The 12642-nt window shown below is 55.6% G+C and carries 14 protein-coding genes; 10 read left to right on the forward strand and 4 right to left on the reverse strand.

All coding sequences use genetic code 11. From position 1 onward, the window contains the following. Nucleotides 1-77 precede the first annotated feature (77 nt). From V6E55_RS07635 to citG, 8 genes are read left to right on the forward strand one after another with little or no spacing between them, the layout of a single operon-like run. Nucleotides 78-1439, forward strand: a complete 1362-nt coding sequence (locus tag V6E55_RS07635) for a 2-hydroxycarboxylate transporter family protein (protein WP_316942525.1) — start codon at nucleotides 78-80, stop codon at nucleotides 1437-1439. A 17-nt stretch (nucleotides 1440-1456) separates the two neighbouring features. Continuing rightward, complete coding sequence (locus V6E55_RS07640) at nucleotides 1457-2320, forward strand: fumarylacetoacetate hydrolase family protein (protein ID WP_316942526.1); 864 nt, start codon at nucleotides 1457-1459, stop codon at nucleotides 2318-2320. A 13-nt stretch (nucleotides 2321-2333) separates the two neighbouring features. Next, entirely contained in the window at nucleotides 2334-3356 is a 1023-nt protein-coding gene (citC, locus tag V6E55_RS07645) for a [citrate (pro-3S)-lyase] ligase (RefSeq protein WP_316942527.1), read from the forward strand. A 16-nt stretch (nucleotides 3357-3372) separates the two neighbouring features. Beyond that, nucleotides 3373-3666 (forward strand): citrate lyase acyl carrier protein, encoded by a 294-nt coding sequence (citD, locus tag V6E55_RS07650; protein ID WP_316942528.1) that lies wholly within the window; start codon nucleotides 3373-3375, stop codon nucleotides 3664-3666. Continuing rightward, nucleotides 3663-4538 carry a citrate (pro-3S)-lyase subunit beta gene (gene citE / locus V6E55_RS07655; protein ID WP_023306921.1) on the forward strand — a complete coding sequence of 292 codons (876 nt, stop codon included), beginning with the start codon at nucleotides 3663-3665 and terminating at the stop codon, nucleotides 4536-4538. The genes citD and citE overlap by 4 nt, the downstream gene beginning before the upstream one ends. A 10-nt stretch (nucleotides 4539-4548) precedes the next feature. Beyond that, on the forward strand, nucleotides 4549-6066 hold the full coding sequence (citF, locus tag V6E55_RS07660; protein ID WP_316942530.1) for a citrate lyase subunit alpha: 1518 nt from the start codon (nucleotides 4549-4551) through the stop codon (nucleotides 6064-6066). A 2-nt stretch (nucleotides 6067-6068) separates the two neighbouring features. Continuing rightward, nucleotides 6069-6608 carry a citrate lyase holo-[acyl-carrier protein] synthase gene (gene citX, locus V6E55_RS07665; protein WP_236921132.1) on the forward strand — a complete coding sequence of 180 codons (540 nt, stop codon included), beginning with the start codon at nucleotides 6069-6071 and terminating at the stop codon, nucleotides 6606-6608. After that, complete coding sequence (gene citG / locus V6E55_RS07670; protein ID WP_316942532.1) at nucleotides 6586-7389, forward strand: triphosphoribosyl-dephospho-CoA synthase CitG; 804 nt, start codon at nucleotides 6586-6588, stop codon at nucleotides 7387-7389. Before citX ends, citG begins: the two co-directional genes overlap by 23 nt. 91 nt (nucleotides 7390-7480) lie before the next feature. On the opposite strand, the gene V6E55_RS07675 is transcribed toward citG, so the two are convergent. From V6E55_RS07675 to mutY, 4 genes are all read right to left on the reverse strand, one after another. Then, nucleotides 7481-8737, reverse strand: coding sequence for a nucleoside permease (locus V6E55_RS07675; RefSeq protein WP_237995096.1), 1257 nt, complete (start codon nucleotides 8735-8737; stop codon nucleotides 7481-7483). 224 nt (nucleotides 8738-8961) lie between these two features. Then, nucleotides 8962-10038 (reverse strand): membrane-bound lytic murein transglycosylase MltC, encoded by a 1077-nt coding sequence (gene mltC / locus V6E55_RS07680; protein WP_114980009.1) that lies wholly within the window; start codon nucleotides 10036-10038, stop codon nucleotides 8962-8964. Nucleotides 10039-10094: 56 nt separating this feature from the next. Next, on the reverse strand, nucleotides 10095-10367 hold the full coding sequence (locus V6E55_RS07685) for an oxidative damage protection protein (protein ID WP_023309138.1): 273 nt from the start codon (nucleotides 10365-10367) through the stop codon (nucleotides 10095-10097). Between the two features lie 25 nt (nucleotides 10368-10392). Next, nucleotides 10393-11445 (reverse strand): A/G-specific adenine glycosylase, encoded by a 1053-nt coding sequence (gene mutY, locus V6E55_RS07690; RefSeq protein WP_236921134.1) that lies wholly within the window; start codon nucleotides 11443-11445, stop codon nucleotides 10393-10395. Between the two features lie 144 nt (nucleotides 11446-11589). Here mutY and trmB point away from each other — a divergent pair, with 144 nt between their 5' ends. Together trmB and V6E55_RS07700 are read left to right on the forward strand one after the other, a co-directional pair. Beyond that, nucleotides 11590-12309: a tRNA (guanosine(46)-N7)-methyltransferase TrmB gene (gene trmB / locus V6E55_RS07695; RefSeq protein ID WP_114980011.1), complete on the forward strand. Its 720-nt coding sequence runs from the start codon at nucleotides 11590-11592 to the stop codon at nucleotides 12307-12309. Next, complete coding sequence (locus tag V6E55_RS07700) at nucleotides 12309-12635, forward strand: YggL family protein (RefSeq protein ID WP_014885198.1); 327 nt, start codon at nucleotides 12309-12311, stop codon at nucleotides 12633-12635. Before trmB ends, V6E55_RS07700 begins: the two co-directional genes overlap by 1 nt. Nucleotides 12636-12642: the final 7 nt, after the last annotated feature.

A 12642-nucleotide genomic window follows, 5' to 3' on the forward strand; every position in this document is an offset into this window, starting at 1 on the left:
TTTAATATGCCATTCCTCACATAAAGTAAGCCTTTGTGACTCTAAGCTGAACGCACAAAATAACCAAGGGGCTTATTATGAGCACAACTGACGATTCTTTCTCTGTTACCCACGACCCGATTGATATTCAGCGGCCATCGCTCAAAGAGCGCTGGTGGCATATTATGGATACCTGGAAAATCGGGATTATTCCTCTGCCACTGTTCGTTCTTGCTGGTGCACTGATTGCGATTGATTGTCTGGGCGGGAAACTGCCGAGTGATATCGTGGTGATGGTGGCGACGCTGGCTTTCTTTGGCTTTGCCTGCGGCGAGTTTGGCAAACGCCTGCCGATTGTCGGCAAGCTGGGAGCGGCGGCGATTTGCGCCACCTTTATCCCTTCCGCTCTGGTCTATTACGGCCTGCTGCCGGATGTGGTGGTCGAGTCCACGACCAAGTTCTACAAATCTACCAACATTCTCTATCTCTACATCTGCTGCATCATTGTCGGCAGCATCATGAGTATGAACCGCACGGTACTGATTCAGGGCTTCCTGCGCATCTTCTTCCCGATGCTGTGCGGCGAAATCGTCGGCATGCTGGTGGGGATGGGCGTCGGTCTGGCGCTGGGTCTTGAGCCATTCCAGATCTTCTTCTTTATCATTCTGCCGATTATGGCGGGTGGCGTAGGGGAAGGGGCGATCCCGCTCTCTATCGGTTATGCCACCCTGTTGCACATGGACCAGGGTGTGGCGCTCGGTCGCGTGTTGCCGATGGTGATGCTCGGTGGTCTGACGGCAATCATTATCTCCGGCTGCCTGAACCAACTGGGTAAACGCTACCCACATCTGACCGGTGAAGGCCAACTGATGCCAAACCGCGCCAATGCGGATACCACCGTCTCTCAACCTGCCTTCTCCGGTAAAGCGGATGTCACCACGATTGCTTCTGGCGCGCTGCTGGCGGTACTGCTCTACATGCTGGGGATGCTCGGTCACAAACTGATTGGTCTGCCTGCACCGGTTGGCATGCTGTTTATGGCGGTACTGGTGAAGCTGTGCAACGGTGCTTCTCCGCGTCTTCTGGAAGGTTCTCAGGTGGTCTACAAATTCTTCCAGACCTCAGTAACTTACCCGATTCTCTTCGCCGTTGGCGTGGCGATCACCCCGTGGCATGAGCTGGTGGCCGCGTTCACAGTGAGCAACCTGTTAGTCATCGTCAGCACGGTTTCTGCACTGGTGGCGACCGGTTTCTTCGTCGGTAAAAAGATTGGTATGCACCCGATTGATGTCGCCATCGTCTCCTGCTGCCAGAGTGGCCAGGGTGGTACCGGCGATGTGGCGATCCTGACCGCAGGCAACCGTATGAGCCTGATGCCATTTGCCCAGATTGCAACCCGTATCGGCGGCGCGATTAACGTCTCTATCTCACTGCTGATTCTGAGCAACTTCCTCGTCTAAGTTTTCAGGAAAGAACAATGAAACTCGCAAGCTTTTTATACCAGGGAAAACGCAGCTACGGCATCGTGCAGGCCGAAGGTGTAATTGATTTAGGTCGCCGTCTGGGCGACCGCTACAGCGACCTTAAAGCGCTGTTGCAGGGCAACGGGCTGGCACAGGCCACCCGTTATCTGAACGATGCCGTGGATGTACCTCTGAATGCAATCACCTTCTTACCGGTGATTGAGCAGCCAGAAAAAATCCTCTGCGTGGGCATGAACTACGCCGACAAGCGCAAGGAGTTTGACCAGCATAACCCGGCCCCGACGCTGTTTGTGCGTTTCCCGGATTCCCAGACCGGCCACAACGAGCCGGTACTGAAACCGCGCCATTCCAGCGAATTTGACTACGAAGGCGAGCTGGCGGTGATCATCGGTAAAGGCGGGGAGAACATCAGCCGTGACGATGCACTTCGCCACGTGGCGGGTTATAGCTGCTACATGGACGGTTCCGCCCGCGACTGGCAGCACACCTGGTTCACCGCCGGGAAAAACTGGCGTCAGACCGGAGCATTTGGTCCGTGGATGGCAACTGCCGATGAAATTCCTGACCCGCATCAACTGGTGATCCGCACCTGGCTGAATGGCCGTATGGTGCAGGAGGACAACACCAGCAGCATGATCCACAAGGTTGCGGAGTTGATCGAGTACATCAGCACCTTTACTCGCCTCAGCCCAGGCGATGTGATCATCACCGGCTCCCCTGGCGGGGTGGGTAAAAAGCGTAACCCGCCGTTGTTTATGAAAGAGGGCGATCGCATTGAGGTGGAGATCGAGCATATCGGTCATCTGAGCAATGTGATCATGGAAGCGCCAGCCACCGGGCTTGCGGTAGCACACTAAGTAAGGCGGCAGTATGCAATCGCAACCCATTGATTTTCGCCACACCCTCGTGGCGAAGCACCCGGAACGCTTAAGCCAGATCCGTTATCTGCTGGCAGACAGCGGCCTTGGCCTGGACAACGACATTGAGCTGTTTGTCGAAGCCTGGTCCGGCACGCAGTTGGTGGGTTGCGCCGGGCTCGCTGCCAACGTCATCAAGTGTGTGGCCGTAAACGAGCAGCTTCGTGGCGAGAACCTCAGCGCGCGTTTACTGGCGGAGGTGCAGAATGCAGCGCTGGAGCGCGGCCATTTTCACCTATTCCTCTGCACCCGTCCGTGTAACCGGGAGCGTTTTGCCCGCAGCGGCTTCTGGCCGATTGCGCAGAGCGGCAACAACGCCGTACTGATGGAGAACACCCCGCAGGGGATTGAGCGCTACTGTCGTTCGCTGAGGCGTCAACGTCAGAACGGGGAGAAGATTGGCGCGATCGTAATGAACGCCAATCCGTTCACCCTTGGTCATCGTCATCTGGTGGAGCAGGCAGCGAAGCAGTGCGATGCCTTGCATCTGTTCGTGGTGCGCGAAGACGCCTCGTTCTTCCCCTTCAGCGCACGCATCGAGATGGTGCGGGCGGGTGTCGCGCATCTGACGAATGTGTTAGTGCATGAAGGCTCGCAGTACATCATCTCCCGCGCCACATTTCCGGCCTATTTCCTGAAAGAGACCGGCAAAGTGCAGCAGGCGTGGAGCGAAATCGACGTGTTGATCTTCCGCGACTTCATCGCCCCGGCATTGGGTATCACCCATCGCTTTATCGGCTCGGAGCCGTTTTGCGATATCACCCGCCAGTACAACCAGACGCTGCACGACCTGCTGATCACGCATATCGAGGTGGTGGAGATGCCGCGCATCAAGGCCACCGGTAACGCTATTTCGGCGTCAGAAGTACGCCGCTTACTCAAGACACAGCAGTTTTCCCGGATCCGGGACATTGTTCCGGACTCCACCTTCGCGCATCTCGAAACGCATTACCGTGCGAGTGCGGAAGTCGCTTAATTACCAGGAATTTATCATGAAAATTGTTAGGGAGGCGCTGGCCGGAACACAGGAATCCAGCGACCTGATGGTGAAAATCGCTCCCGCTCACGGCGAGCTGGAGGTTGTCATCCACAGTGAAGTGATTAAGCAGTTTGGCGAGCAGATCCGCCAGGTGGTCAACGACACATTGCGCGCCATGAACGTGCTCCAGGGATTAATCATTATTGAAGATAAAGGGGCGCTGGACTGTGTGATCCGCGCCCGCCTGCAGAGCGCACTCCTGCGCGCTGCGGATGAACAGGCTATCAACTGGGGGGCGCTGAAATGAGCAAACTCCGTCGCAGCATGCTGTTCCTGCCGGGTGCTAACGCCGCCATGCTCTCAACCGCGTTTATCTACCGCCCTGACTCCATCATGTTTGACCTTGAAGACGCCGTCGCTCTGCGCGAGAAAGACACCGCCCGCATGCTGGTGTTCCATGCGTTGCAGCATCCGATGTACCAGGATATCGAAACCGTGGTGCGCATTAACCCGTTGAGCACGCCGTTTGGCTTGCTGGATCTGGAAGCCGCCGTGCGGGCTGGCGTGGACGTGATCCGTCTGCCGAAAACCGATACCCCGGATGACATCTACGAACTGGAAGGCCACCTGGAGCGCATTGAGCAAGAATGCGGGCGCGAGGTCGGTTCTACCCGTGTGATGGCGGCCATAGAGTCAGCCATTGGTGTGATTAACGCCGTGGCAATTGCCCGCAGTTCTCCACGCTTGATCGGCATCGCGCTGGCCGCCTTTGACTACGTGATGGATATGCAGACCGAACGCGGTGACGGCACCGAGCTGTTCTACGCCCGCTGCGCCGTGCTGCACGCCGCTCGTGCGGCGGGCATCGACGCCTTCGACGTGGTGTGGTCAGACGTTAACGACGAAGCCGGGTTCCTGCGCGAGGTCGATCTGATCCGCAAGATGGGCTTTAACGGTAAATCGCTGATTAACCCACGCCAGATCGACCTGCTGCATAACGCTTACGCCCCGACGCAGGAAGAGGTGGATCACGCGAAGCGGGTGATTGAAGCGGCTGAAGAGGGTGAGCGTAACGGCCTGGGCGTGGTTTCGCTCAATGGCAAAATGGTGGATGCACCGATTATTAACCACGCGCAGGTGGTGCTGGAACGCGCGGCGGCTTCCGGCGTGCGTCGTTAAGGATGAGATAATGAATCAGACAGAACTGCTCCATGTGAATTTTCCCCATCTGCGGGACTTAAAACCCTTTGATACCGCCCACAGTGCGACGCCGTGGCTGAACAATCCAGAAGAAAAACATACCCGTAAGCTGTGTTCTTCTGTTGAAGAGGCCGTGTTACGTAGCGGCTTGCAGGACGGGATGACCATTTCGTTTCACCATGCGTTTCGCGAAGGTGACCGGGTGATCAATAACGTTGTGGCACTGCTGGCGAAGATGGGTTTCAAAAACCTGACCCTGGCCTCCAGCTCACTGATGACCTGCAACGATGCGTTGATTGAGCATATTGAACGCGGTGTCATCACCCGAATTTATACCTCCGGGATGCGCGGCAAACTGGCGGATGCCATCTCTCATGGCCTGATGGATGAACCGGTGCAAATTCACTCCCATGGCGGGCGCGTGAAGCTGTTGCAGGACGGCGAGCTGAACATCGACGTGGCGTTTCTTGGTGTGCCATGCAGCGATGAGTTCGGCAATGCCAACGGCACACACGGCAAATCGAGCTGCGGCTCGCTGGGCTACGCCATGGTGGACGCGCACTTTGCCAGCAAGGTAGTACTGCTGACCGAAGAACTGGTGCCATTCCCCAATATGCCCGCCAGTCTGGTGCAGGATCAGGTGGATTACATTGTGCAAGTCGAGAGCGTAGGTGACCCGGCGAAAATCAGCGTCGGCGCGGCACGCGTCACCAGTAATCCGCGCGAGCTGATGATTGCCCGCTATGCAGCGGATGTGATTGAACACTCCGGCTACTTCAAACCTGGCTTCTCAATGCAGACCGGCTCCGGCGCGGCGGCCACCGCCTGTACGCGCTTTATGGAAGAGAAGATGGAGCGCAGCGGCGTGAAGGCACGCTTTGCGCTCGGCGGCATCACCGGCAGCCTGGTGGATCTGCACGAAAAAGGGCTGATCGAAAAGCTGCTGGACACCCAGTGCTTTGACGGGCAGGCAGCAGCATCGCTGGCGCGCAACCCGAACCACGTGGAGATCTCCACCAACGTTTACGCCAACCCGGGCAGTAAAGCGGCAAGCTGCGACCAGCTCGATGTGGTGATCCTCAGTGCGCTGGAGATCGACGTTGATTTTAACGTCAACGTCATCACCGGTTCCGACGGCGTGATGCGCGGCGCGTCCGGCGGTCACTGCGACGTGGCCGCCGCAGCGAACCTGACCATTGTGGTTGCGCCATTACTGCGCAGCCGCATTCCGACGGTGGTGAAGCGGGTTACCACGCGCCTCACGCCGGGCGAAAGCATCGACGTGCTGGTCACCGATCACGGCATTGCGGTCAACCCGGCGCGCCCGGAGATCCGCGAGCGGCTGCTGGAAGCCGGACTGAAGGTTGTGGATATCAACGCGCTCTACGAACGGGCGATTTCCCTGACGGGTGTGCCCAAACCGATTGAATTTACCGACAAGATCGTCGGGGTGATCCGCTACCGTGATGGCAGCGTGATCGACACCGTTCGACAGGTGAAGGAGTAAATATGACTTTAGCGACACCCGTGCGGGCGGGTGTCAGCCTGGACGAACTGCTGGCGGCGAAAGAGTGCCGCGCAGCGCGTCAGGTTGACTGGCTTACGCACTATCAACAACCGGTGATTTCCCTCACGCTGGTTACGCCAGGAGAAATCAAAGACAGCCTGCGCTATCGCAACACAATGGGCGTGGCATTGCAGATGTGCGATCAACTGCTGTGGGAAAACCGCTGGCAGGTGCTCGACCGCCAGGTGCTGTGGTTGCCAACCGGGCCCGAAGCGCTTTGGTGTGTGTCGCATCCGGCGGCTGAAATCAAAGCGCACTGTGCGGATCTGGAGCAGACACATCCGCTCGGCAGGCTGTGGGATCTGGACGTGATCTGCCCTCAGCACGGCCATGTCGGGCGCCAGTCGCTGGGGACCAATCTCAGACGCTGTCTGATTTGCGATGAACCGGCCCACGCCTGTTCCCGTTCGCGTAACCATCCCGTTGAACAGGTGGTTTCTCGCGTGGAGAAGATGATCGATGACTGGTTTGCTCGCGACTAAACCGCGCCAGGCTGACGTACCTGCGCTTGCCGAAGCGGCGTTGTGGCAGGAACTGGAACTGACACCCAAACCGGGGCTGGTGGACAAACTCAATAACGGTTCACATCGCGATATGGACCACGCACTGTTTGTCCGCAGTATTGCGGCGATTACGCCGTGGTTTTCGCGCTTTGCTGAACTCGGTAACGCGCATGCAGATAGGCCCGCAGATGAACAGTTACGGATTATTCGCCCGATGGGAATGGCCTGCGAACAGGCGATGTATGCCGCGACGAACGGAGTGAACACGCACAAAGGCGGAATTTTTGCCCTGGGTTTACTGTGCTATGCCGCCGGACGTGTGAAAAATGTCTCCCCAGAAAGCCTCTGCTGTGAGGTAAGTAACATCTGCAGTGGGATGGTGTCGCGGGAGCTGGTCGCCCGCAGCGGACAGGCTACAGCGGGAGAGCGTCAGTTTCAGCAGTATGGCTTCACCGGCGCGCGCGGTGAGGCAGAAAGCGGCTTTGCTACGGTGCGTAAGGCGCTGGTGCAATGGAACGGGCATTCACTTCACGGCCTGCTGTTACGCCTGATGGCAGTCAATCAGGACAGCAATCTGGTGTCACGCGGTGGCATTGAGGGGCTGCGCTATGTGCAGGGATATGCGCGTGAATTACTGGTGAACGGCTGGGATCGTGAGGCGTTGCTTAGAATGGATGAGGCATTGATTGAACGCAATCTGAGTCCGGGCGGTAGCGCGGATTTGTTGTCGGTGGGTTGGGCACTCTCTGAAATAAAATAGCCGGGTGGCGCTAACGCTTACCCGGCCTACGAACGGTGGTTTTTGTAGGCCCGGTAAGGCGAAGCCGCCACCGGGCACAACACCACAAAGATTAGTGCGCTATCGGCTGTGTACCGTGCGCTTCACGGACGTGCTTGTACTTGAACAGCGCGATAAACGCGAAGAACAGCACCAGCGAATATGCAGCGAAGATGAGCCACACTGGCTGCCAGTTGGTGATGCCGTTAGTGGTATACATCTCAACCACTTTACCGCTCACCACACCACCCAGAATACAGCCGAAGCCGTTGGTCATCATCAGGAACATACCCTGCGCACTGGCGCGGATTTCAGGCTTCACTTCTTTTTCCACAAACACCGAACCGGAGATGTTGAAGAAGTCGAAGGCGCAGCCGTAAACAATCATCGACAGAACCAGCAGCACGGTGCCGAACGGGCTTGGGTCGCCGTAGGCGAACAGACCGAAACGCAACATCCACGCGGCGATACTGATAAGCATCACGTTCTTGATGCCGTAGCGGCTCAGGAAGAACGGGATGGTCAGGATGAACAGCGTCTCAGAGATCTGCGAGATAGACATCATTACTGACGCATGCTCAACGATAAAGCTGCCAGAGAACAGCGGGTTGTTATCGAAGCTGTGCAGGAAGGTGTTGCCGAACATGTTGGTGATCTGCAGTTCAGCGCCCAGCAGCATGGAGAAGATAAAGAAAATCGCCATGCGTTTGTTTTTAAACAGCGCGAATGCGTCCAGGCCGAGCATGGTGCTCCAGCTCTGGTTTTTCTGCTGATTAGAAACCGGAATGGTTGGCAGAGTCAGGGTGAACAGCGCCAGTAGCACGGAGAGCGCCGCACCGATATAGAGCTGCATATGGCTCAGTTCGAAGCCTGCGAAGCTCACGCCCCACATCGCCATGATAAAGCCGATGGTGCCCCAGATACGGATTGGCGGGAAATCGGTCACGATATCCATATCATTGGATTTCAGGCGGTAGTAGGAGATGGTGTTGATCAGCCCAAGTGTTGGCATGTAGGCCAGCGAGTTAAGCAGGATCACCATGAACATCGCCCCCGGCGTGGTCACCTGGGCTGCCATAAACAGCGTCCCCGCACCTACCAGATGGCAAAGCATGTACAGCCATTTAGCACTTAACCACTTATCTGCCACGATACCGAGCAGCGTAGGCATGAAGACAGCCGCAATACCGAGCGAGCTGTATACGGCACCGATTGACGCGCCATCGAACTTGAGCGTCACAAACATATAGGAGCCGAGTGTAGTCAGCCAGCTACCCCACAGGCAGAACTGCAGAAACGACAATATTTTAAGCTGCAGCTTAAGGTTCATGTTACTTTCCTCACAAGTGAGCGGGAGATATGTTGTTTTGGGAACATTCAGGGTTGTTATTTGATGCAATTCTATCAGTTGGCAACGATATGTTTTGTTACCTCCCGCAAAAAAATGCAATCCACATTAATTTGCAGTTTGGATTGTGATGCAAATAGCATTTTCGTATGGGGGTTCGAATTCCCTCTCCCATTTGGGGAGAGGGGTAGGGCAAGGGGCGTTTTTTAGCGACGACGATAGTTCTTCTGCGCCGTATTCACCTTATACAGATAACGGCGGGATTCCGCGGACGGGTGGCGGGTGGTCAGGGTTGAATAAACATCTCCTGGCGCCATGCTGTTGATGATGTTTGCGGCCTGCACTTTGTCATTCGAGAACACGCGCAACACGCTGCCCGCACCACCGTTATACGCAGTAATCACCGCATAACGACGTGACGTCGGGTTATCAATTCCGCCCAGGTACACATTGTTGAGCATGGCCAGGTAAGCTGTGCCGGTATCAATGTTGCTCTGTGGGTCGAACAGATAGCCGCGGCTTGGTGTGCCGGATTTACCCTGAGCACGGAAGACATCTTTACCGGCGCTGTGTTGCACAACCTGCATCAGCCCCAGAGCATCGGAACGACTGACCGCGTACGGGTTAAACGAAGATTCCGTTTGCATGATCGCCAGGATCAGCGACTCATCCACACCATATTTACGCGAGGCCTGACGCACCATTCCCAGGTACTTATGCGCACGCTTGTCGAGGTGGTTCGGAACGAGGTTGATGGTGACGCTGTAGATAATCTTCAGGCCGTTTGAGCGGCTTTTCAGACGGGTCTGCAGCAGATAGTCAGCAAATTTTGTGGCGCGACCTTCCCAGCGGATAGGTTGTCCGGTCTGATCGACGACCTGGCCGTACAGGAACGGTTCCTTCGAGATAGTAATATCGTCGGCGTCGGAGTAGAGATCGATAGAGCCTGGATCGTCACCCATCAGCAGGGTTTTGATAATTGCCTGCCGTAACCGTGCCGCCGGATCTGTGCCTGCGATGGTCTCTATCGTGATCGTACCGTCATCGAAGTTGATGTGGCTACGGGTCAGATAAGCGTCGGTGTACTTAACGTAGTCCTTAGGTCCGGCAATAAGAACTTCGTTAAATCCCCATATGTTCTCGATGTTGTGGGCAAACTGCCCCATCAAAATGTCAAAACCGTTGGTGTCCTTGATCCAGGCTTCGTTGTAATCATCGCCTTTTTTTGACGAACACGAGACAAGCAACGGCGCAACAAGTGCTAGCGCTAAAAGTTTTTTCATCATTCCGGGAGTGCGTGTTGTGTTTGCTTTAACGGCGGGGGTATCCCCGCGCGCTGTTATTTTTCCGGCGGCGTATAGCCTTCGATGTGTACGTCTTTGCCTTCAAACAGGAAGCTCACCATCTCCTGTTCCAGCAGCTTGCGGTGTTCCGGGTTCATCATGCTGAGTTTTTTCTCGTTGATCAGCATGGTCTGTTTTTTCTGCCACTGTCCCCAGGCTTCTTTGGAGATTTCGTTATAAATGCGCTTACCCAGATCGCCCGGGTAAAGCTGGAAGTCCTGGCCTTCAGCGTCACGCTGCAGGAAAGTACAAAAAATCGTTCTGGCCATACTCATTCCTCTTTTTTAGCCGATGCTAAACCATTGCACCGGCACGTAATTGCTGTAACAGGCGCTCCACGGGAGCCGCCAGCCCGACTGATGGCGGTTGCGCTAAGTTATACCAGAGAGCAGTGCCTTCATCCATGCATGAGGTGAATGAGGACACGGGAAGCCACATCGGAACAATATCCAGATGGAAATGGCTAAAGGTGTGGCGAAACGCGGTCAGTTGCGTCATTTTATCGGCCGCAATCCCGCGCTTTTTAAGCCATTCCCGAAGCAAATCTTCATCTTCAAACTGTGGGAAGCAATACAGACCGCCCCACAGACCGCTCGGTGGACGCTGGGCGAGGAAAACGTCGTCCCCGTGTTGCATCAACAACATATAGCCTGTGCGCTCCGGCAGAGTCTGTTTAGGTTTCTTGCCCGGATACTGCGCCCATGAATGGTTGGCATACGCCACGCAGAGATTGTTGACCGGGCAGAGCTCGCATTTAGGCTTCGAGCGCGTGCAGACCATCGCGCCCAGATCCATCATCGCCTGGTTAAAACGCTCTACACCTTTGGCTGGGGTCACGTCTTCACTGATCTCCCAGAGACGTTTTTCAACGTCCTTCTTCCCAGGCCAGCCATCGACGGCATAGCAGCGTGCCAGTACGCGTTTTACGTTGCCGTCGAGGATCGGGAAATGTTTGCCGAGTGACAACGAGAGAATGGCACCTGCGGTTGAACGTCCGACGCCAGGCAAGTCCGCCACCTCGTCGAAAGTTTCCGGAAATTGTCCGTTGTGGCGCGTCGCGACCTGCTGTGCGGCCTTGTGAAGGTTACGTGCGCGGGCGTAATAGCCAAGTCCGGTCCACAAGTGCAGCACTTCGTCCAGCGGCGCATTGGCCAGATCGGTCACTGTCGGGAAGCGCGCCATAAAACGCTCAAAATAAGGAATTACCGTGGCGACCTGCGTTTGTTGCAACATCACCTCGGAGAGCCATACTTTGTAAGGCGTTTTTTCAATTTGCCAGGGCAGGGTTTTACGCCCGTATTTGTCGTACCAGTCCAGCACCTGGGCTGAAAATTGAGAGGCTTGCATGGTCATCGATTCGCATAATCAGGGACGCAGATTGCAGCACAGCGTCAATCTGCTGTAAACCGGATCTTTCCCATGCTTGCATAGAAGCCTTAACTTTGGATAATGCCCGTTTCCCGAACATTCTCACAAGCAGACAACTCTTTTATGAAAAACGACGTCATTTCACCGGAATTTGATGAAAACGGTCGCCCGCTGCGCCGTATTCGCAGCTTTGTCCGCCGTCAGGGTCGCCTGACTAAAGGGCAGCAACACGCGCTGGACAACTACTGGCCGGTGATGGGCGTTGAATTCACTGAACAGCCTGTCGACTTTGCCGAACTGTTTGGCCGCGAAGCGCCCGTAACGCTGGAGATCGGTTTTGGTATGGGTACCTCGCTGGTGACCATGGCCAAAGCTCGCCCGGAACAGAACTTCCTCGGTATTGAAGTACACTCGCCTGGCGTCGGTGCATGCCTGGCAACAGCTCATGAAGAGGGCGTTGAGAACCTGCGCGTGATGTGTCACGACGCGGTGGAAGTGCTGCACAAAATGATTCCTGACAATTCTTTGAACATGGTTCAGCTCTTTTTCCCTGACCCATGGCACAAAGCACGTCATAATAAACGCCGTATCGTTCAGGCTCCGTTTGCGGAGCTGCTGAAAAGTAAGTTAAAACTGGGCGGTGTCTTCCACATGGCGACCGACTGGGAACCTTATGCGGAACATATGCTGGAAGTGATGTCGTCGCTGGACGGGTATAAAAACCAGTCTGAAAGCAATGACTATGTACCGCGTCCGGATTCGCGTCCGGTAACGAAATTTGAACAGCGTGGCCATCGTCTTGGCCACGGTGTATGGGACTTAATGTTCGAGAGGGTGAAATAATGGCAAAGAATCGTAGCCGTCGTCTGCGTAAAAAAATGCACATCGAAGAATTCCAGGAAGTGGGTTTCTCCGTTGCGTGGCGTTTCCCGGAAGGCACCAGTGTAGAACAGATTGATCAGGACGTAGATGCGTTCATCAATGACGTGATCGAACCTAACAAGCTGGCCTTCGACGGTAGCGGCTACCTGGCATGGGAAGGTCTGATCTGCACCCAGGAAGTGGGTAAATGCACCGAAGAACATCAGGCTCTGGTACGTAAATGGCTTGAAGACCACAAACTGGAAGATGTCCGCGTCAGCGAACTTTTCGACGTTTGGTGGGACTAATAAAGAA

The organism is Enterobacter sp. 342 (assembly GCF_036663495.1).
In the GTDB taxonomy this organism is placed as follows: Bacteria; Pseudomonadota; Gammaproteobacteria; order Enterobacterales; family Enterobacteriaceae; genus Enterobacter.

Excerpts from the sequence above, each read along its gene's own strand:
- V6E55_RS07635 (WP_316942525.1), top strand. The coding sequence starts at position 78 with ATGAGCACAACTGACGATTCTTTCTCTGTTACCCACGACCCGATTGAT.
- V6E55_RS07640 (WP_316942526.1), top strand. The coding sequence starts at position 1,457 with ATGAAACTCGCAAGCTTTTTATACCAGGGAAAACGCAGCTACGGCATC.
- citC (WP_316942527.1), top strand. The coding sequence starts at position 2,334 with ATGCAATCGCAACCCATTGATTTTCGCCACACCCTCGTGGCGAAGCAC.
- citD (WP_316942528.1), top strand. The coding sequence starts at position 3,373 with ATGAAAATTGTTAGGGAGGCGCTGGCCGGAACACAGGAATCCAGCGAC.
- citE (WP_023306921.1), top strand. The coding sequence starts at position 3,663 with ATGAGCAAACTCCGTCGCAGCATGCTGTTCCTGCCGGGTGCTAACGCC.
- citF (WP_316942530.1), top strand. The coding sequence starts at position 4,549 with ATGAATCAGACAGAACTGCTCCATGTGAATTTTCCCCATCTGCGGGAC.
- citX (WP_236921132.1), top strand. The coding sequence starts at position 6,069 with ATGACTTTAGCGACACCCGTGCGGGCGGGTGTCAGCCTGGACGAACTG.
- citG (WP_316942532.1), top strand. The coding sequence starts at position 6,586 with ATGACTGGTTTGCTCGCGACTAAACCGCGCCAGGCTGACGTACCTGCG.
- V6E55_RS07675 (WP_237995096.1), bottom strand. The coding sequence starts at position 8,737 with ATGAACCTTAAGCTGCAGCTTAAAATATTGTCGTTTCTGCAGTTCTGC.
- mltC (WP_114980009.1), bottom strand. The coding sequence starts at position 10,038 with ATGAAAAAACTTTTAGCGCTAGCACTTGTTGCGCCGTTGCTTGTCTCG.
- V6E55_RS07685 (WP_023309138.1), bottom strand. The coding sequence starts at position 10,367 with ATGGCCAGAACGATTTTTTGTACTTTCCTGCAGCGTGACGCTGAAGGC.
- mutY (WP_236921134.1), bottom strand. The coding sequence starts at position 11,445 with ATGCAAGCCTCTCAATTTTCAGCCCAGGTGCTGGACTGGTACGACAAA.
- trmB (WP_114980011.1), top strand. The coding sequence starts at position 11,590 with ATGAAAAACGACGTCATTTCACCGGAATTTGATGAAAACGGTCGCCCG.
- V6E55_RS07700 (WP_014885198.1), top strand. The coding sequence starts at position 12,309 with ATGGCAAAGAATCGTAGCCGTCGTCTGCGTAAAAAAATGCACATCGAA.